The sequence below is a fragment of the Mycobacterium farcinogenes genome, assembly GCF_019739075.1.
In the GTDB taxonomy this organism is placed as follows: domain Bacteria; phylum Actinomycetota; class Actinomycetes; order Mycobacteriales; family Mycobacteriaceae; genus Mycobacterium; species Mycobacterium senegalense.
In genome coordinates this window covers 1,513,357-1,532,782 of the sequence record NZ_CP081673.1, presented here as the reverse complement: position 1 = coordinate 1,532,782, position 19,426 = coordinate 1,513,357, and the positions used below count along the sequence as shown (strand labels likewise).

Below are 19,426 nucleotides of genomic sequence, written 5' to 3'. Positions count from 1 at the left end.
AGATCCTGCGCTATGTTGCTGCCTGGGGCGGAACAGGTTTGGTGATCTGGTTCTGGTACTGGATGTTCTCCAATCTCGGCACCTTCTGAATCACGATGTCCGAACTCTCCGATGCGCACGCCTTGGCGCTCGAGCGCAGTTGCGCCGTGACGGCCGTCGCCCTCAGTGGGCAGCGCCGCACCGGTGTTCGCCTCGTCACGGGCGCGCAGCGCGCCTTCAGCGTGAGTGCGGCGCTCGACTATGTTCACGTGCCCTATCCGAATCTCGCTCGGGACTGGACCCGACGAACTTTCACCTGCGGTGTGGCACTGCAATGTTCGCCTTCCAAGGACCGGCTCGCCGGCTATCGACTCAACGAACTCTCTACTCGCGAACTGCGCGCCCTCACCATCGTCGAAGCTGGGGTCTCCCTCGGCTGGGTCGCGCAGAACTGGCCCGGGCTGCTCGGTGAGATCCAAAAGTTGGCACCCGCGTTGGAAGCGTTGCCCGCGACGTTGGATGCCGACGAGATGCTGCGCCGCGCAGTCGAAGCGGCGCGCGATGGCGACGTTCCCGACGCTCCCGCGATCGCAGGCCGGCTACCACGAGCCTTCACCACTCCACACGGCTTGACCGACAAGCTGCGCCGCAGTTTCGGCAGGATGCCATGGACCACGACGCAGAAGCGCCTTCCCCGACCGTATTCCGTGCCGGTGGGTGGTGACGGCGGGGTACGCAACCCCAACCTGCCACCCCCGAGTCGCCCGCACGACAACGATCTGGACATCACGCCAGAGCATCGACAGGGGATCCCCTACCCCGAATGGAACTCGTGGACACAGAGCTTCCTGCGCGATCACGTAGCGGTGCTGGAGCGACAGCACCGCAGCGAAAACCACCAACCGAACGCGGCTTCGGCCGAGCTGAGGAAGTGGTTCTCCGAGCACACCCACCGCGCCATGAAGAACCGCTTGGAGGACGGCTCCGATCTCGACGTCGAGCAGTACGTGAGCCACTACATCGACGTGACGACGGGCGAGGCGATCGAGCCACGAATCTTCCGTGAGCTGCTACCCAGCAGTCGCGACGTCACCACCGCACTGCTGCTCGACGGCAGTTCGTCGCTCGGCGTGCACGGTGGGCGGATCTTCCAGTTGGAGTTGGCCTGTGCCGACGCGCTGTCACGGGCCATGACGCTGGCCAGGGAACGCCACGGCATCTTCACCTTCACCGGGAACACCCGGCACCGCGTAGAAGTGAGCTGCCTCAAGGACTTCGAGGACCGCCGCTTCGTGCCGCCGAGTCTGCTCGGCCTGTCGACCGGTGGCTACACCAGGCTCGGTGCACCGCTGCGCCACCTCACCAGCCGGCTGTTGGCACAGCAGTCAGAGCGCCGGCTGCTCATCGTGATCGGTGACGGCCTGATCTCCGACGAGGGCTACGAGGGCCGGTACGCCTGGGCCGATGCCGCCCACGCCGTCGAAGAGGCCAACGAAGCCGGGGTGTCCGTCTACTACGTCGGTGTTGGTCCGGTGCGGGTCGACCCGCTGCCGGAGGTATTCGGAAACCGCCGGTCCCAACGCATCCGTCGCGTCGAGGACCTGCCCAGGGTTCTCGCGCATGTCCACCGGGAGCTGGTAACCGTATGACCACGAGCGAGCAGCCGGAGGCGGATCGCGCATGAGAACAGACACGTACTACGCAAACGGCAGTGAGATCAAGCTGTTCGAGCAGGCCTGCCGCCAGCGCCTGCCGGTGATGCTCACCGGCCCGACCGGATGTGGCAAGACCCGCCTGGTCGAACACATGGGACTGCTGCTCAGCCGTCCGGTCGTCACCATCAGCTGCCACGACGATCTCACCAGTTCCGATCTGGTCGGGCGGTTCATGGTGACCGGCGGCGATGTGGTCTGGACCGACGGGCCACTCACCCGTGCGGTCAAGGCCGGGGCCATCTGCTATCTGGACGAGGTGGTCGAGGCCCGCCACGATTCACTGGCCATCCTGCATTCGTTGACCGATCACCGCCGGGTTCTCTACCTCGACCGGGCCGGCGAAGTGGTCGAGGCACCGGAGACCTTCATGCTGGTGTGCTCGTACAACCCGGCCTACCGCAGCTCGCTCAAGGAGCTCAAACCGTCCTTCCGGCAACGCTTCGTCACGTTGCCGATGAACTACCTGCCGCCGGATCGAGAGGCCGAGGTGATCGTCGCCGAGTCGGGAGTCGCGTCGCCGACGGCCAAGCGACTCGTCCAGTGTGCGATGGCGATCCGGACCGCCGACGAGGCCTTCCACTTCGAACCGCCCTCGACCCGCGTCCTCGTCACCGCCGCACAGATGATCGCCGCGGGGGCAACGGAACTGGAGGCCGCGCAAGCCTGTGTCCTGGCGCCGTTGTCCACCGACGGAGCGATCAGCGACGGGTTGCGCGAAGTTGCCGTGGCCAGCCTGGCCACGGGCGAACCATCCACCACGCCGCGCTAGGAAGGAGTCTCGCCCACATGGACGAACAAGAACGCAAGCGCAAGAGAGCGCTCATCGTGCTGCAGATCGTCATCTACGGTTACCTGCTCGCGATGTTCGGGATACAGCTGTACATGTCGTTCACCCGAGGGTGGTGGGAGTTGTGACCGCCACCAAGGACACCCAACCGACCACGGTCGGCCTCGAGGAACACCACGAGGAATCGCGACTGGCCCAGCGCCGCGCGGACAAGTGGATGATCGTCGGCGCGGCGTTGATGGGCATGTGGGTTCCCGGTGTCATCGGATTCCCGATCTTCATGCGCGGCGTCTGGTTGCAACGGCAGGCACAGCGTGCCGGTCTGTCGGTGCGGCCGATGATCGTCACACTGATCGGTTATCTGGTGCTGATCGACGGGATGCTCAACAGCCTGGGCTGGGCACTCGACCTGGTGGCCAACCACACCCTGATCAACCGGGTGCTGATGATCGGCTGGGGCAACATGTTCGACGCCGGCTATTTCTGGCACTACAACGAGTTGTGGATCGGCGGCGCGGCCGGGCCCGGTGAGAAATCGATGGTGTTCGGCATGATCCTCACCGTCTTCGCCATGCGATGCGCTGCGGCGATCGGCTTCCTGCAGATGAAACGCTGGGGCCACCAGTGGATGATCATCACCTGCTGGATGGGCGTACTGATCTGGTGCGTCTACGTGTTCAACATGACGATGTACGCCGACGTCCGCTTCGCCGGAGTGATCTTCCCCGTCGTCGGCTGGTGGCTCTACGACATCTTCTACATCACGCCGTTCCTGGCCATCCCCTACCTGCACACCGTCAATCGCGAAATCTTCTCGGACTGAAGGAGACAACTGTGACTACCACAGAAGAAACGAAGGCCGAGGACCTGCCACCCGGCACCACGCCGTACTACGCCCGCATGCACAAATGGATCAAACGGGCCGTGCTGGTGTGCCTGGTGGCGTTGGTCATCGAAGGTGCGTTCACCCTGCCGTTCATGGCCGTGTACTACGGCTACCCGACCCTGAGCCTCACCGAGATCTGCAGTGAGCTTCTCAAGGTCCGCTACTCAGACGACACCCTCGAATGCAAAGTCCCCTACCCGCCGTTGGGCCCGCCCGAAGGTGCCGAAGGCAAGGACACCGCCCAGGACGAGTGGGGCATCCAACCGGTTCCGAAGTATCACCGGCTCGGTTTCCGCGAACTGGTCCGCATCCATCAAGAACGCGAAGCGCGCCAGGCCACCGAGCACCCGGCCGGTCCATAGGAGAACCCACCATGCCGGAATCACTCGAACGCCACGCCGCGAACTGGGACCTGCGCCACCAGGATTTCAACGACAACGACTTTCTGTACGACGTCTACTCGGTGATGCGGCAGCAATCGCCGTTCGCGCGCACCGACAATCCATTTCTCAGCGCGACCCCGGCAGGTGCCCGGGTGGCGGTGCGTTACGCGGAGTGCGTCAAGATCCTGCAGGACTGGGAGCACTTCTCCAGCAATCCGACGCCGGAGGGCGCCGAGCAGCTCGCCGGGGATCTGGTGATCACCCTCGACCCGCCGAGGCAGCAGAAGTTCCGCAAGGTGCTCAACCCCTACTTCTCCCCGGCACGGATGAAGGCACTGCGCCCCGAGATCGGTGCCGAGACCGACCGGCTCATCGACGAGTTCATCGAGAAAGGCTGCGGTGACCTCGCCCAGATCGCCTGGCGCCAACCCGGAATCGTATTCTTCAAGTATCTGCTCGGCATGCCGATAGAAGATGTCCCGCTGTGCATCGAGCTGACTGACACGGCGCTCAACGGCGCCACCGAGCAGGACCGGATGAGCGCCTGGGGCGGCCTGTATCAGCACCTGCACGACGCGGTGACGGCCCGCATGGATCAACCGCCCCGGCACGACATGATCGACGTCCTGCTCTGCGCCGAGATCGACGGGGAGAAACTGTCATTCGGCGATATCGTGTCCAACGCCATGCTCCTGGTTCAGGCCGGCCTCGAGACCACCGCCAGCGCAATGTCATTCGCGTACCACTACCTCGCGACCAACCCGGCCGAGCGCGACCGCCTGATCGGCGATCCCGAACTCCTCACCCGTGCGGTGGAGGAGTTCATCCGGTTCGCCGGGTCGATTCACGGCATCCCACGCACCGTCGCAAAAGAAGTTGAACTGAGCGGGTGCACCTTCTCGCCCGGCGAATCGGTCATCGTCAACTACGCCGCCGCCAACCGCGACGAGCAGGCGTTCCCCGACGCCGGCCGCTGCATCCTCGACCGTCGCGAGAACCGCCACCTGGGGTTCGGCGCCGGTGTACACCGGTGCCTCGGGTCCAGCCTGGCGCGACTGGAATTCCAGGTAGGTCTGGAGCGGGTACTGGCCCGGATGCCGGACTTCACCCTCGCAGGAGACGATATCGCACGATTTCATGGCAACTCGGTAACCCGCGGATTCCGGTCGGTCCCGGTCACTTTCGCACCCGGCGACCGGGCCATCACATGACCTACCGGGTGGTGCAGTGGACGACCGGCAACGTCGGGCGCAAGTCGGTCCACGCCATCGCCGCCAACACTGATCTCGACCTGGTCGGCTGCTACGCCTGGGCGCCCGACAAGGTCGGCCGAGATGTTGGTGAACTGTGCGGCATCGAGCCGCTGGGCGTGACCGCCACCGACGACATCGACGCGCTGCTGGCCCTGCAGCCGGACTGCGTCGTTTACAACCCGATGTTCGCCGACGTCGACGTACTGGTCCGCATCCTCGGTGCCGGCATCAACGTCGTCACCACCTCCGAGTTCATCACCGGCCAGCAGCTGGGTGATGGACGCGATCGAATCACTGAGGCATGCCGACTCGGCAACTCGACCATCTTCGGCAGCGGCATCAACCCCGGATTCATCCAGTTGTTCTCGATTGTCACCGCGGGGATTTCGGACCGGATCGATCGGATCTCCATCCTGGAGTCCTTCGACACCACGATCTACAACTCACCGGCCACCGAGATCCCGATGGGTTTCGGCTATCCCATCGACCATCCGGAACTTCTCGACATCACGACCAAGGGTTCCGGGATATTCCGCGAAGCCGTGCAGCTGGTGGCCGACGCACTGGGAGTCGACCTCGACGCCGTGCGCTGCGAAGCAGCGTATGCCCAAACTACCGAGGAACTGGCGCTTCCCGGCGAGTGGACCATCGCCGCCGGCTGCGTCGCCGGCATCGACGTCCGGTGGATCGGCACGACAGGTGGGCGCGACGTCATCGAGATCCGCGGTGTCTGGACGAAGGGCCAGACGCTGGACCCGGCCTGGTCGACCGCGTTCGGGTACACCGTCACCGTTGAAGGCCGACCAACCATCAAGAGCACCTTGAGCTTTGAACCTCCCCCGGACTTCGTGGCCGAAACCATCGAGGACTTCATCATGCTCGGGTTGACGATCACCGCCATGCCCGCAATCACCGCGATCCCCGCGGTAGTGGCCGCGCCCCCGGGCATCGCCACCTACAACGACCTGCCCCTACTACTGCCCCGAGGTGTGCTCCATGTCTGACAAGACCTACCGGATCATCCAGTGGATGACCGGCGACGTCGGCCGGGCCGGCGTGCGGCACTTCGCCCAGAGTCCGGTGTTCGACCTCGTCGGTGTCCTGGTACACAGCGAAGACAAGGTGGGCAAGGATGCCGGTGTGATCGCGGGTATCGCACCGATCGGTGTGCGGACCACCGACGATGTCGACGCCATGGTGGCGCTCGACGCCGACTGCGTGTTCTACACGCCGATCATCATGGACGTCGATACCGTGTGCCGGCTGCTACGGTCCGGCAAGAACGTGGTGACCACAAGCGGGTTCTTCCATCCCTCACCGGATTTCCGCGAGCCCGCCGAACAGATCCGGGCTGCCTGCGCCGACGGCGGCACCTCGTTCCACGGCGGTGGCATCCATCCCGGTTACGCCGGGGACATTCTGCCGCTCACCCTGGCCCGGGTGATGAGCAGGATCGACACCATCCACGTGTACGAGGTCGTCGACGTCCTGAAAGACGCGCCGATGGACCACATCGACTGGATGGGATTCGGCAAGGAAAAGGACAAGTTCCTCACCGAGCCAACAATTCTGGGCCTCGGCCTGCCGTTCTTCGCCCAGTCGATGCACATGATCGCCGACGGACTCGGCGTGACCATCGACGAGGTGACCGCCGCCGAGGTCGACGTCGCGACCGCCGCCGAGGACATCCCCCACGACGAGGGCGCGATCCCGAAGGGTACCGTCGCCGCGCAACGCCACGAATGGACCGCATGGGTGGGCGGACAGCCACTGATCGTCTTCCACGCGATCTATGTGACCGCCGGCCCCGACGAACTCGAACCGGCATGGGATTGGGGCGAGACCCGGTACGAGATCGTGATCGACGGCGATCCGCCCACCGAACTGACCCTCAAAGGGGTCCGGCAAGCCGACGGCACCGTGACCCATCCCGGCTACGACTGGACGGCCATGGGCGCCATCAACGCGATCCCCGACGTCTGCGATGCCCCACCCGGCTGGCACAACCACCTCGACCTCGGACTCATCCGGCCGCGCGGACTGGTCCGCCGATGACCTCGCAGCCGGCCCTGCACCACGTCGTGTTCGCGGTCGCCGCGGAGCGAACAGCCGACCTGGCGAAAATGTTCACCGACCTCGGATTCACCTTCAACGCAGCAGAACTCACCGACCTCGGCGTCCACGTTCACCTGGACTGGAACCGCGGCGTCGAGCTGATCAGCCCGCTGCCCGGCTCGACGGCCTCGGTTGCGGCCTCTGTCAACGACTTCCTCGACCGCCACGGCGACGGCGTCTACACCGTGGTGATCCGGGTGCCGGACGCCGGGGCGGCCGAGGCCGTGACACAGCGGTACGGATCGATGACCCGGTTCCGTCAGGGATTTTCCGGTGAAGGCTCCTACCTCGACGAGATCGACTTGTCCGTCCTGGGACTACCCCTGACGTTTCTGTCCACCAATGTGTAAGCCCAGTGTTTTCGACGCGGGTCTGCCGACCCTCGACTACTCCGTCACCGACACCCCGCAGCAGATCTACCCGCAGTTCCGGGCGGCACAGGAAACCGCACCGATCGCGCTCGGCCCGATCGGGCCCGAAGTGCTCTCCTACGAGATGGCCCGCGCCGTACTGCGCGATCCTCGGTTCGGTATCCCCCAGGGCATCCACCTGTCCGCCCACGGCATCACGTCGGGTCCGTTGTGGGACAGGGTGACCCGCAGCATCCTGAACATGGAAGGTGAGGAACACCGCCGGTTGCGCAGCCTGGTCGCCCGCGCTTTCACACCACGTGCCACCGCCCGCATGCACGACGCGATCCACGGCGTCGTCAACGAACTGCTCGACAGGATTCAAGACAGCGGCCGATGCGAGTTCGTGGCAGACGTCGCGCGGCCGTATCCGATTCCGATCATCTGCGCCCTGTTCGGCGCACCGCGCGAGGACTGGCAGCAGTTCTCCCGCTGGGCCGAGGACATCTTCAAAATCGTCAGCTTCGACTGCGACCTCGCCCAGGAGGAGCCGGCCGTATTGAAGGCATGGAACGAGTTCGACGATTACATCGACGACATGATCACCGACCGGCGCCGGCACCTCACCGACGACCTGCTGTCCGACCTCATCCGCATCGAAGACGGCGGCGACCGGCTGGACGCGGCCGAACTGCGAATGCTGGCCTTCTCCATCCTGATCGCCGGAACCGACACCACCCGCAGTCAACTGGCGGCCTCGATGCAGGTGCTCTGCGACCACCCCGACCAGTGGGCTCTGCTACGCGAGCAGCCCGGCCTGGCCATGCGTACCGTCGAGGAAACCATGCGGCATTCGCCGTCGATGTGCAGCACCGTGCGCAGCGTCGCCGATGACGCAGAGATCGGCGACTACTGTTTTCCCGCAGGAACATTCATCATCGTGAACACGTACGCGGCCAACCGCGACCAGACGGTCTACGACGACCCGGCCCGCTTCGACATCACCCGCGAGGACCCGCCGCCGATCCTGACCTTCGGTGGCGGCGTGCATTACTGCCTGGGCGCCAACCTGGCGCGGCTCGAGCTGTCCGAGGCACTCACGATCCTGACCCGGCGGCTTGCGAACCCTCGGGTCGCCGGACCCGTGCCGTGGAAGCCACTGCTGGGCCTCAGCGGCCCGACCAGCCTGCCGCTGGCGTTCGACCGCTGACGCCGGACTACGACGACGCGTAGAGCTCCTTGAACTTGTTCAAGGACTGCTGGATATCGCCCTTGAGCGCGGCCGCGACCACCATGCCGATCGGCCCGAACAGGGCAGGACCACCCAGATGCACGTCGAAGGAGACCTTCGCCCCGTCCGCACCGTCGACAGTGGCGGGCGTGATCTTTCCGATCAACTTGACCTTGACCCCGCCGCGGCCATCGCCGTTGAGCGTCAACGACTGCGGTGGCTTGTAGTTCACCAGCGTCCACTTGACGCGGTTCAACATGCCCTTGACCTCGACGATCGAGTCGATGACCGTGCCCTTTTCCAGAGTTTCGGGCAGCTTCGACCGCCAGGCTCGGTGGATGCTGAGCCATTCGTCGTACCGGGACAGATCTGAGGCGTGCTCCCACGCTTTGTCCGGCGGCAACGGAACTTCGACGGAGACAGACAATTTGGCCATAAGTTACTGCTGCGGTTCTTCCTTGTTGAGGGCGTTCTTCGCTGCTTCCTGCGCCTTGTCGACATGCTGGCTGTACTTGCCCTGCGTCTTCTCGTCGACGAGGTCGCCGGCCTTGTCGATGGCCTGCTCGACCTTGTCGGCGTTCTGCGACAGCAGGTCCTTGGCTTTGTCCAGGAATCCCATCAGCCCACCCTATCCTCTCGATTTTCGACTGAACGCTGGCCATTCTCCCCGCAGCCAGCTATCTCCACAACTGTCGCTTTTCGCCCAGCACCCTGCCCTGGCCCCACCACAGCGCCTCGATCAATACGGCTCCGACCAGGCCAATGCCCAGTGCAACACCGGTGACCTTGAGATTCGACGGATCCAACATGAACACACGCTGCGCCAGCGGCAAACAGAAGATCAGCACATATGCCAACCCGGACGCGGCAACCAGGCACACCCGCCACCACTCGTACGGCCGGGCCACCACCGACAGCACCCACAACGAGGACACCAGCAACGTGATCAGTGCCGCGGTCGAGGCCTGCGTCTGCTCGGCGAGGCTGGACTCCCGGCCTTGATAGGCCACCAGGTACGAGACGAACGTGACCGTACCGACCACCAGGCCCGACGGCAGCGCCGCCGTCATCACCCGCCGCACGAAGCCGGTGTGCGCTCGTTCGGTGTTGGGGGCCAGCGAGAGGATGAAGGCCGGGATACCGATGGTGAACCAGGCCGCGATGGTGACGTGGATCGGCTGGAACGGGAACAACAGCGGGTCGGTGCCGAACCACTTGGAGGACAGCCCCGCCAAGCCCACCAACACCGCCAGCAGCACCGAGTACACCGTCTTGGTGAGGAACAGGTTCGAGACCCGCTCGATGTTGCCGATCACCCTCCGGCCCTCACCGACCACGTAGGGCAGCGTGGCGAACTTGTTGTCGAGCAACACGATCTGCGCCACCGCCCGGGAGGCCGAACTTCCCGAACCCATCGCGACGCCGATATCGGCGTCTTTGAGGGCCAGCACGTCGTTGACGCCGTCGCCGGTCATGGCCACCGTATGCCCGCGCGACTGCAGCGCGTGCACCATGGCCCGCTTCTGATCGGGGCGGACCCGGCCGAAGGTGGTGTACTCGTCCAGCGCCTCGGCCAGCTGGTCCGGCTCGTGGGGCAGCCGGCGGGCATCCATCGTCTCACCGTGCAGGCCGAGCTTGCCGGCCACCGCACCGACCGAGACCGCGTTGTCCCCGGAGATCACCTTGACGGAAACATGCTGGGAGGAGAAGTAATCGATCGTGTCGGCGGCGTCAGGGCGGATCCGCTGCTCGAGGACCACCAATGCGACAGGGGTGACGGTGCCAGGTGCCTGCGGCGCGTCGACCGCCCGATCTGAGGACCCGATCAACAGTACCCGCAGGCCCTGGGCTCCGATCTGCTCGGCCTGCTCGGCCACCGGTGAGCCGGAATCCAACAGCACATCGGGCGCGCCGATCACCCAGTTCCCGTGCTCGCCATAGGACACGCCGCTCCACTTCGTCGCCGACTTGAAGGGAGCCGTCGCGGTGGCCTTCCAGCCCGGCGGCGACGCGAACGCCTCGGCGATGGCCAGCATGCTGGCGTTCGGCCGGGCATCGTCGGCGGCGAGCTGCGCCAGCGCGGAGGCGACCTCGGTGGTGGGACTCCCGTCGCACGCCTTCAGATCGCTCACCCGCATACCGTTTTCGGTGAGCGTGCCGGTCTTGTCCGCGCACACCACGTCGACCCGGGCCAAGCCCTCGATCGCCGGGAGCTCGTTGACGAGGCACTGACGCCGGCCCAGGCGCACCACCCCGACGGCGAATGCGATCGAGGTCATCAGCACCAGGCCTTCGGGCACCATCGGTACCAGTGCGCCCACCATGCGCAGCACCGGCTCGTGCCACACCGCATCCGTGGTGAAGATCTGGCTCATGATGATTCCCAAGGATTCTCGCCAACCGCCCTCGTTGTTGACGATGTCTTGGTAAGTCGCTTTGAGCGAATCCAGGATGCGCGGATCGGTGGTGAACAGCTGGGTGTAGATGGTGAGCAGGCCGGCGGGCACCAGCAGGTAGGTGATGAACTGCAGGATCTTGTTGATGCCGTTGCGCAGTTCCGATTTCACCAAGGTGAACTTGGAGGCCTCCTCGGCGAGCTTGGCCGCGTAGGCCTCGCGCCCTACCTTGGTGGCCCGGTACGCGCCGGAGCCCGCAACCACGAAACTACCCGACATCACCTGCTCCCCAACGCCTTTGACGATGGGATCGGCCTCACCGGTCAAAAGTGACTCGTCGACCTCAAGATTGGATTCCTCAATGACCTCACCGTCGACGACAATCTGATCACCGGGACCCAGCTCGATGATGTCGTCGAGCACCACGTCATTGGGTAGCACTGCGCGGCTTCCGGATTCGCGCCGCACGGTCGGCTTGGCCTGGCCGACGATGGCCAGCTTGTCCAGGGTCTGCTTGGCCCGGATCTCCTGGATTATGCCGATCGCGCTGTTGGCGATGATCAACAATCCGAACGCGCCGTTGATCAACGAACCGGTGGACAGCACGATCAGGAACAGCACGCCCAGGATCGCGTTGATCCGGGTGAACACGTTGCCGCGCACGATCTCCGAGATGCTGCGCGCGGCACGCGTCGGGACGTCGTTGCTCTTACCTTCCGCTACCCGCTGGGCCACCTCGGCATCGGTGAGACCAGTGACAGTGATCGTCGTCATGCGCGCGCAGTCCTCGTCCCGTCTCCAGTCGTGGTGATCAGACGTCAGTTTGCCATTGGAGGGCTACTAAAACTCCCACCACGGGTCGAGCGCGGCGGATTCGGCGTCGACCCGTTGCCCCGGCCGAGGCACTGCGATTTGAACACCGGCGGGATCGGCGGCCGAGAGCAACCTGCGTACCGGGTCGGCCCAGGGGTGCGGGGCGAGCCGGAAAGTCGCCCAGTGCACCGGCACCAGCAGCCCCGTATCGGTGACGTCCAGATGGGCTCGCACCGCTTCCTCTGGATTCATGTGAATATCGGGCCAGCTCGGGTGATACGCCCCGACCGGCAGCAGCGTCAGATCGAACGGCCCGTATTCCGAACCGATTTCGGAGAAACTCTTGGTGTAGCCGGTATCTCCGCCGAAGTAGGCACGGTGCTGCGGGCCGATGACCGCCCACGATGCCCACAGTGTGGTGTTGCGCTGGAACAACCGCCCCGAGAAGTGCCGCGCCGGTGTGCAGACCAGGGTGAGCTCGCCGATCCGGTGGCTCTCGTTCCAGTCCAGTTCGACGATGCGGTCTTCGGGTATCCGCCACTTACGCAGGTGCGCCCCGATTCCGAGCGGCACGACGAACGGCGCCCGCTGGGTGCGGGCCAGGCCCAGCACGGTCTCGATGTCGAGATGGTCGTAGTGATCGTGGCTGATCACAACGGCGTCGACGGCGGGCAGAGCCTCCAGCGGCAGCGGCGGCTCGTGAAGCCGCTGCGGGCCGACCACCCGCGACGGCGAACAGCGCTCGCTCCAGACCGGGTCGGTCAGCACGCGGTAGCCGTCGATCTCGATCAACGCGGTGGAGTGCCCGTACCAGGACACCGCGCACTCCTGGCCGGCGCCGTCGACCGGTACGGCCGGCTCGGCCACCGGGATCGGGCCGGGTGGCCGGCTGGCCGAGCGCGGGCCGAACATCTCGGTGATCAGCATGCGCCACTCCTCCCGGCTCATGCTGATCCCGGGCGAGGCGGGCTCGATGTTGACGAACACCCCGTCGGCGTACTGCGTGGACCGCTGCGCCACCGGCCGGATCGCGTTGGGCAGCGCTCCCACCGAGGCATACGTCCCGTTCAGTGCGCGCAGCAACCACCCGCCGGCCAGCAGTGACGCCGACCTGGAACCCAACCGCAGGGCCGCGCGCAGCACGTCAGGCCCCGGTGAAGTTCGGCGGACGCTTCTCGATGCGGGCCACCTGTGCCTCGATGACGTCCTTGGAAGCCCACGCCTTGTCGAACAGCTCCTTGTGGGCCGGCCAGGATTCCTCGTAGGCGCCGTCGTCGTTGAGTACGCGTTTGGCGTGCTGCAACGCCAGCGGGGCGAACCCGGCGAGCTCGGCCGCCCACTTCTGCGCGTCGGCCAGGGTGCCGATGCGGTTGGCCATGCCGGTCTGCAGCGCAGTTTCGGCAGTGAGCTTCTCGGCACCGAGCAGCATCCCGCGGGCCCGGCCGTAGCCGACGAGTGAGGTCAGCCGCCGGATGCTCCAGTTGTCCAAGGCCAGGCCGTACTTGGCGACCGGGAACTGGAAGTAGGCCTCGGGGGCGACGACCCGCAGGTCGCAGATCATGGACAGGATGACACCGGCCCCGATCGCCGGGCCGTTGATCGCGCCGATCACCGGAACCGGGGCGGCATCGATCGCCAGGTTCAGCGCCAGGGCCTTGTCCGGAAGTTTCTCCGCCATGCCCGCGGCGTCGGTGAGGTCGGCTCCCGAACTGAACACCCGGCCGGCACCGGTCAGCACGATGGCCCGGATGTCCTGCTCGGCGGCATGCTCGACGGCCTCCCGAAGGGCGTCGACAAGCTCGCAGTTCAGCGCGTTGCGCCGCTCCTCGCGCTGCAGTTCCAGGGTCAGGACATTGCCGTCTCTGGTCACACCAATCATGTGGTCAGCCTATATAGGCTGACGCCGTGAGTCGGATCGGCGCCCGCGCGCTTCGTGATGCAGTGCTCGACGAGGGCTCGTTCCGGAGCTGGGACGCCCCGCCGCTGGAGGTTGCCCGTTCCGAGGATTACCAGCGGGAACTGGCCGAAGCGAACGCGAAGACCGGGCTCGACGAATCGGTACTGACCGGCGAAGGCACGATCTTCGGCCGCCGCGTGGCCGTCGTCGTCTGCGAGTTCGACTTCCTCGCGGGATCCATCGGGGTGGCCGCGGCCGAGCGGATCACCGCCGCGGTGACGAGAGCCACAGCCGAGCGGCTGCCGCTGCTGGCGTCGCCGAGCTCGGGCGGCACCCGCATGCAGGAAGGCACCGTCGCGTTCCTGCAGATGGTCAAGATCGCCGCCGCCGTCGAGCTGCACAAACAGGCTCACCTGCCCTACCTGGTGTACCTACGGCATCCCACCACCGGCGGCGTGTTCGCGTCGTGGGGGTCGCTCGGGCACGTCACCGCCGCCGAGCCGGGCGCTCTGATCGGCTTCCTCGGGCCGCGGGTGTACGAACACCTGTACGGCGAACCGTTCCCGTCCGGCGTGCAGACCGCCGAGAACCTGCACGCCCACGGCGTCATCGACGGTGTAGTGCCGCTGGCGCTCCTGCGCGACACCCTCGACCGCACCCTGCGGGTGATCATGGATACGCCCGTCGATCCAGCCCCCGCTCCGACCCCCGAACCACTGCCCGATGTGCCGGCCTGGGATTCGGTGCTCGCGTCACGACGGCCGGACCGGCCCGGCGTCGGGTACCTGCTGCGGCACGGTGCCACCGACCCGGTGCTGCTCTCGGGGACCGAACGCGGTGAGGCCGCGACGATGCTGCTGGCGCTGGCCCGGTTCGGCGGGCAGCCCGCCGTGGTGCTCGGGCAGCGGCGCAGCGAGGGCGGGCTGGTCGGACCCGGCGCCTTGCGCGAGGCACGACGTGGCATGGCGTTGGCGGCCGGACTGCAGCTGCCGCTGGTACTGGTGATCGACACCCCGGGCCCGGCCCTGTCGATCGAGGCCGAGCAGGACGGGCTGGCCGGTGAGATCGCCCGCTGCCTGGCCGAATTGGTCACCCTGGACACGCCCACGGTGTCGGTGCTGATGGGTCAGGGCAGCGGTGGGCCGGCGCTGGCGATGGTGCCCGCGGACCGGGTCCTGGTCGCCGCCAACGGCTGGCTGGCGCCGCTGCCACCCGAGGGCGCCAGCGCGATCGTCTACCGCGACACCGCACACGCCGCCGAATTGGCTGCCGCGCAAGGGATTCGCTCCGTCGACCTGGTACGGGCCGGCATCGCCGACGCGGTCGTGCTCGAACATCCCGACGCCGCCGACGAACCCCGCGCCTTCACCGAGAGATTGTCGAGCGCGATCGCGAGCGAACTGGCTGCGTTACGTGCCGTGCCCGGCGAGCGGCGACTGCAGGCCCGGCTGGCGCGTTACCGGCGGATCGGGCTCGCCTGAGTTTCGCTGTATGTAACGCCACGGCGAAAATCAGGCGGAAATCTCGCCGTGGCGTTACGCACGCGAACCTGTCGGTGGCGGTCGGCACACTTCGGCCGTGGGGGAACCATTCATCGGCAGCGAAGCGCTGGCGGCGGGCCGACTGACCCGTTACGAGTTGCGGAGTCGGTTCGTAGCGGTGCACCAGGACGTGTATGTCGCGAAAGGCACCTTGCCCAACGCGGTTCTGCGCGCCAAGGCCAGCTGGTTGCGGTCGCGGCGGCGTGGCGTGCTGGCGGGCTTCTCGGCGTCCGCTCTCCACGGTGCACGCTGGATTGACGCAAACAAGCCCGCGTACATCATCGACAGCAATCGCCGGCCCGCCCGCGGAATCGTCACATGGGCAGACGCGATCGATGACGACGACATCTGCCTGATCGGCGGAATGCGGGTAACCACGCCTGTGCGTACCGCCGTCGACCTGGCGTGCAAGTTTCCGGAGGACACGGCGGTAGCCGCGATCGACGCCTTGGCAAGAGCTGCCCGGCTGAAAGCCGCTGACATCGCGTTGGCCGCCGAGCGCCATGTCGGACGAAAAGGCATCAGGCGGGCGCAGGCCACCATTGCGCTGGTCGACCCCGGCTCGGAGTCCCCGCGTGAAACATGGTTGCGGCTGTTGGTGGTTCGTGACGGCTACCCGGCCCCACAGACCCGGTACCCCATCTTCAACGAATACGGCGCACTGATCGGCGAAGCCGACATGGCGTGGCCGGAGCTGAAGATCGCTCTGGAATACGAGGGGCGCCACCACACCGACCCTGACCAGTTCCGAAAGGACATAGCGCGAATCGATGAGATGACCGACATGGGCTGGATCGTCATACGAGTCACCTCTCGTGACGGTGAAGCGTCGGTTCTCGGCAGGCTCCGTAAGGCCTGGGCATTGCGTGCGTAACGCCACGGCGAAAATCAGGCGGAAATTTGGCCGTGGCGTTACGCACGCGGCGTCACACTTCTATCGGCGGGTGCAATCTGTCCATGGTGTACTGCCGGTCTCTTCGCGCCGCCCATGAGCTGGCCGCCAACGAGACCACGAGCACGCCGGTCAGCACCGCGATCGCGATCCACAGCCGCGAATCGATGCCGCCCACGATCAACTGGCGAAGGCCGTTGACCGCGTATGTCATCGGATCGACCGGGTGCAGGATCTGGAACGGTTTCGCGGTGGTCTCCACCGGATAGATGCCGCCGGCCGAGACCAGTTGCAGCATCAGGAAGGCCAGCGTCACCACCCGGCCGACCGACACCCCGAACAGCGCGTTGAACGCCTGGATCAGGGCCAGGAAGGTGCCCGCGACCAACAGCAGGAACGCCACGGTGGCCAGCGGGTATTTGGCTTGCAGGCCGACCCCGAAGTGCACCACCGCATACATCACCACGACCTGGCAGAACACGATCAGCAGCGCGGGCCAGTACGAAGCCAGGACTACCCGCAGCGCCCCGAGACCGTTGACCACCGGCCGGGACTGCAACGGCTTCAACAACATCCAGATGATGAGCGCGCCGATGAACAACGCCAGCGGTAGGAAGAACGGCGCGAAACCGGTACCGAATGTGGCGGCCGGGTTGTGGGTCTGGATGTCGAGCGCCACGGGTGCGGCCAGCGTGCGGGCCACCTCGGTGCGCTGCTGCGGCGTCCATGACGGGACCTGGGTCGAGCCTTCCTTGAGGGCGGTGGCCAACTGCTGATTGCCGGCCTGCAGTTTCTCCGTGCCGGCCGCCAGTTCGCCTGCCCCGTTGGACAGTTGACGCCCACCGTTGGCCAGCTGCACCAGGCCGCTGTTGAGCTGCTGGGCGCCGGTGTTGAGCTGGTGGGCGCCGTCCCGCAGTTTGACGACGTCGGAACGCAGTCCGCCGGTAAGCGCCTTGGTGATGAACACCCGTAGCTTGCTGTTCGGGTCACCCAACTCGCTCTCCAACTGAGCGGCGTTGTCCCGCAGCCGGATCAGACCCTCATCCGTAGTTGGATCCAACCCGCGAGCCTGCAGCAACCGCTGGGCTCCGGCCAGAAATTCGCCGGTGTCGCGCACGGCAGGATCGGGGTTGTTGCGCAAGAACCCGACTGCCTGGTCGACGATCGCCGCGGCCTGGGCCTGATCGATGTTCAGCGCGGCAATCCGGTCGGTGGTCGAGCGCACCGCGCCTGACAGCCGCTGTGCGGCCAGGCCGACCTCGTTGGGGTCCAATCCGAGTCCGCTGACGCGGTCCAGCACGGTCAGCAGCGGGTCGGTGGCCGTGTCGACCGCCGTCGACAGCTGTCTGGTGCCCGCGGCCAGCTGGGCAGACCCGTCGCGCGCGGTGACCAGGCCCGCCGTCAAGTCGTTGGCGCCGGTGGACAACCGGTGCGCGCCGTCATTGGCCGCCGCGCTACCCGTGGCCAGCTGCTGCGCGCCGTCGGCCGCCTTCACCAGTCCTGTTCCGGCGTCCGTCAGCCCGGTCAGCACGGTGCCGAGGGTGCGCTCGCCGATCTTGGCGTTGATCTGGTTGATCACCTCACGGGCGGCGTTCTGGCCGATGATCGAGCCCAGGTAGTTGTTGGCGTCGTTGAAGGTGAACCGGATGTCGGCCTGGTGCGGCGAGCCGCCCGAGGGAGACGAGATGCTGGTGCTGAAATCCTCGGGCAAGGTGATCGAGAAGTAATACTTACCGCTGGCCACGCCGTCGGCCGCCTCCTGCGCCGAAACCCGGTGCAGCTGAAGCTGGCCCGAATCCACCAGCGCGTCGGAGACCTCGTCCCCGGCTTTGATCTGCTGACCCTCCGCGACGGTGCCGCGGTCCTCGTTGACCAGCGCCACCGGTACCTTGTCCACCTCGCCGAACGGGTTCCAGAAGGCCCACAGATACATCGCGCCGTACAGCAGTGGCAGCAGGATGACCGTGACGAGGGCGATCCGCGGCATCGTGCCGCGCGAGAAGCGTTTGAGGTCGGTACCCAACGACATTCCGGCTAGCACGGCTACTCGCCACCTTTCTGCGAACCGGCCAACTCGGCCACGGTTGTGTTCGGCACGGTCACCTGGGCCCGCATGGCCGAGGCCAGATGGTCGGGCACCCCGTTGACCGTCGCGGTGATCACTGTCTGCTTCTCCCCCAGCGCGATCAGACGGCCCAGCAGGATGTCGCGATTGCGGTCATCGGTGAGGTGATCGAGGTTGCCGACCACCAGCAGCGGCGGGCTCGCGGTGTTGGCCAGGGCGATCCGCAACAAGATCTGGTCGAGCTCGGTGAGCCCGTCGAAGTAGGACGTCAGCGACGGCAACGGCAACTCGCCGAACACCGGGGCGCACATGGCGGCCAAGTCGCCTTCGTCGGCGCGGCCCACCAGCGTGTACCACGGCGCATCCCATCGACGTTGCTCAGTCACCAGATCACGTACCGTCACCGACTCCGACACGTTGTCGAGCTCGTCGATCCCGGCCAGCGCTGCGCGTCGGAAGATGTCGGGCGCCCGCGTATGCCCGAACACGGTCAGCCGCCCGCTCGCCGTTCTCATCCGACCGGCCAGGGTCATCAGCAGCGCGGTGCGTCCGGTGCCCGCCGGGGCGACCAGCACCGTGACACCGCCCTCGTCGATGTCGAGGTCGATGGGGCCGTACACCGGCCCCCACGGTCCGCGCATCGCGATCGCCCGCGCAGTGATGGCCGGTGACTTTTGCTCGTCCTCACCGGTGTCAGGCTCGAGACTTTGCTCAGGCATAGGCACATCACAACACATCGGAGGCGTGGACACAGGCAACCGCAAACCCGGGCAGCCCGCCGATTCTCGGGTGAACCCTGCGCAAAAGCCGAGAGGCTTGCGGTGACGGCGATCACGATCACCACGTGAAGCGTCATTGCCGCACTGACACAACCGTTTTGGGGCCGCACGGACTGACGGTGAATTGTGTTGACAATTTCGCGGTGTAAGGTTTCTAATGAAAATCGCGCTTCGTTAGGTGAGGCTCCTACACGAACACAGGCCACTGATCCGACGACGTCGAGAGACGCCCAGGGTTAGGACAGGTCTTCCCGGCCTAAGGGATGACCCGAAGTGGCTTCCCGCCCTGGTGGGACACGTCGTGTAGTGCCAAAGCTCTGGTGAGGAAGTGCCCGCGCCGACCA

The 19,426-nt window shown here is 66.0% G+C and carries 19 protein-coding genes and 1 riboswitch; of the genes, 12 read left to right on the top strand and 7 right to left on the bottom strand.

Features of this window, described 5'->3' with window-relative positions:
- Positions 1 to 95 precede the first annotated feature (95 nt).
- Genes K6L26_RS07150 through K6L26_RS07110 form a run of 10 tightly spaced genes read left to right on the top strand, consistent with a single transcriptional unit; the run spans position 96 to position 8,678 of the window.
- Positions 96 to 1,628: a nitric oxide reductase activation protein NorD gene (locus K6L26_RS07150; protein WP_221852868.1), complete on the top strand. Its 1,533-nt coding sequence runs from the start codon at positions 96 to 98 to the stop codon at positions 1,626 to 1,628.
- A 31-nt stretch (positions 1,629 to 1,659) separates the two neighbouring features.
- Positions 1,660 to 2,463, top strand: a complete 804-nt coding sequence (locus K6L26_RS07145; protein ID WP_221852867.1) for a CbbQ/NirQ/NorQ/GpvN family protein — start codon at positions 1,660 to 1,662, stop codon at positions 2,461 to 2,463.
- A 17-nt stretch (positions 2,464 to 2,480) separates the two neighbouring features.
- Positions 2,481 to 2,609: a hypothetical protein gene (locus tag K6L26_RS31880; RefSeq protein ID WP_019349228.1), complete on the top strand. Its 129-nt coding sequence runs from the start codon at positions 2,481 to 2,483 to the stop codon at positions 2,607 to 2,609.
- Positions 2,606 to 3,304 carry a hypothetical protein gene (locus tag K6L26_RS07140; RefSeq protein ID WP_047038649.1) on the top strand — a complete coding sequence of 233 codons (699 nt, stop codon included), beginning with the start codon at positions 2,606 to 2,608 and terminating at the stop codon, positions 3,302 to 3,304. Before K6L26_RS31880 ends, K6L26_RS07140 begins: the two co-directional genes overlap by 4 nt.
- An 11-nt stretch (positions 3,305 to 3,315) precedes the next feature.
- On the top strand, positions 3,316 to 3,729 hold the full coding sequence (locus K6L26_RS07135) for a hypothetical protein (RefSeq protein WP_019347707.1): 414 nt from the start codon (positions 3,316 to 3,318) through the stop codon (positions 3,727 to 3,729).
- Positions 3,730 to 3,740: 11 nt separating this feature from the next.
- A complete protein-coding gene (locus K6L26_RS07130; RefSeq protein ID WP_064896888.1) occupies positions 3,741 to 4,961 on the top strand; it encodes a cytochrome P450 in 1,221 nt (406 codons plus the stop codon).
- A complete protein-coding gene (locus K6L26_RS07125) occupies positions 4,958 to 6,007 on the top strand; it encodes an NAD(P)H-dependent amine dehydrogenase family protein (RefSeq protein ID WP_064896890.1) in 1,050 nt (349 codons plus the stop codon). Before K6L26_RS07130 ends, K6L26_RS07125 begins: the two co-directional genes overlap by 4 nt.
- Entirely contained in the window at positions 6,000 to 7,058 is a 1,059-nt protein-coding gene (locus K6L26_RS07120) for an NAD(P)H-dependent amine dehydrogenase family protein (protein WP_064896892.1), read from the top strand. The genes K6L26_RS07125 and K6L26_RS07120 overlap by 8 nt, the downstream gene beginning before the upstream one ends.
- On the top strand, positions 7,055 to 7,468 hold the full coding sequence (locus K6L26_RS07115; protein WP_064896894.1) for a VOC family protein: 414 nt from the start codon (positions 7,055 to 7,057) through the stop codon (positions 7,466 to 7,468). Before K6L26_RS07120 ends, K6L26_RS07115 begins: the two co-directional genes overlap by 4 nt.
- Positions 7,461 to 8,678, top strand: coding sequence for a cytochrome P450 (locus tag K6L26_RS07110; protein WP_064896896.1), 1,218 nt, complete (start codon positions 7,461 to 7,463; stop codon positions 8,676 to 8,678). Before K6L26_RS07115 ends, K6L26_RS07110 begins: the two co-directional genes overlap by 8 nt.
- Positions 8,679 to 8,685: 7 nt before the next feature.
- On the opposite strand, the gene K6L26_RS07105 is transcribed toward K6L26_RS07110, so the two are convergent.
- The 5 genes from K6L26_RS07105 to K6L26_RS07085 all read right to left on the bottom strand — a co-directional run bounded on the left by K6L26_RS07105 (position 8,686) and on the right by K6L26_RS07085 (position 13,787).
- Positions 8,686 to 9,135, bottom strand: coding sequence for a type II toxin-antitoxin system Rv0910 family toxin (locus K6L26_RS07105; RefSeq protein ID WP_019347713.1), 450 nt, complete (start codon positions 9,133 to 9,135; stop codon positions 8,686 to 8,688).
- Between the two features lie 3 nt (positions 9,136 to 9,138).
- Entirely contained in the window at positions 9,139 to 9,318 is a 180-nt protein-coding gene (locus K6L26_RS07100; protein WP_064896898.1) for an antitoxin, read from the bottom strand.
- A gap of 58 nt (positions 9,319 to 9,376) precedes the next feature.
- On the bottom strand, positions 9,377 to 11,869 hold the full coding sequence (locus tag K6L26_RS07095) for a cation-translocating P-type ATPase (RefSeq protein ID WP_064896900.1): 2,493 nt from the start codon (positions 11,867 to 11,869) through the stop codon (positions 9,377 to 9,379).
- Between the two features lie 66 nt (positions 11,870 to 11,935).
- Complete coding sequence (locus K6L26_RS07090; protein WP_047038655.1) at positions 11,936 to 13,051, bottom strand: MBL fold metallo-hydrolase; 1,116 nt, start codon at positions 13,049 to 13,051, stop codon at positions 11,936 to 11,938.
- A 1-nt stretch (position 13,052) separates the two neighbouring features.
- Complete coding sequence (locus tag K6L26_RS07085; protein WP_036392158.1) at positions 13,053 to 13,787, bottom strand: enoyl-CoA hydratase; 735 nt, start codon at positions 13,785 to 13,787, stop codon at positions 13,053 to 13,055.
- A gap of 26 nt (positions 13,788 to 13,813) precedes the next feature.
- Between K6L26_RS07085 and K6L26_RS07080 the strand changes: the two genes are divergently transcribed.
- Together K6L26_RS07080 and K6L26_RS07075 are read left to right on the top strand one after the other, a co-directional pair.
- Complete coding sequence (locus K6L26_RS07080; protein ID WP_064896902.1) at positions 13,814 to 15,286, top strand: carboxyl transferase domain-containing protein; 1,473 nt, start codon at positions 13,814 to 13,816, stop codon at positions 15,284 to 15,286.
- Positions 15,287 to 15,383: 97 nt separating this feature from the next.
- Positions 15,384 to 16,220 (top strand): type IV toxin-antitoxin system AbiEi family antitoxin, encoded by an 837-nt coding sequence (locus tag K6L26_RS07075; RefSeq protein WP_221852866.1) that lies wholly within the window; start codon positions 15,384 to 15,386, stop codon positions 16,218 to 16,220.
- Positions 16,221 to 16,272: 52 nt separating this feature from the next.
- On the opposite strand, the gene K6L26_RS07070 is transcribed toward K6L26_RS07075, so the two are convergent.
- Positions 16,273 to 18,267: a YhgE/Pip domain-containing protein gene (locus K6L26_RS07070; protein ID WP_064896906.1), complete on the bottom strand. Its 1,995-nt coding sequence runs from the start codon at positions 18,265 to 18,267 to the stop codon at positions 16,273 to 16,275.
- A gap of 14 nt (positions 18,268 to 18,281) precedes the next feature.
- A complete protein-coding gene (locus K6L26_RS07065; RefSeq protein WP_019343361.1) occupies positions 18,282 to 19,022 on the bottom strand; it encodes an ATP-binding cassette domain-containing protein in 741 nt (246 codons plus the stop codon).
- Positions 19,023 to 19,245: 223 nt separating this feature from the next.
- A riboswitch (M-box (ykoK) riboswitch) is annotated at positions 19,246 to 19,417 on the top strand.
- Positions 19,418 to 19,426 lie beyond the last annotated feature (9 nt).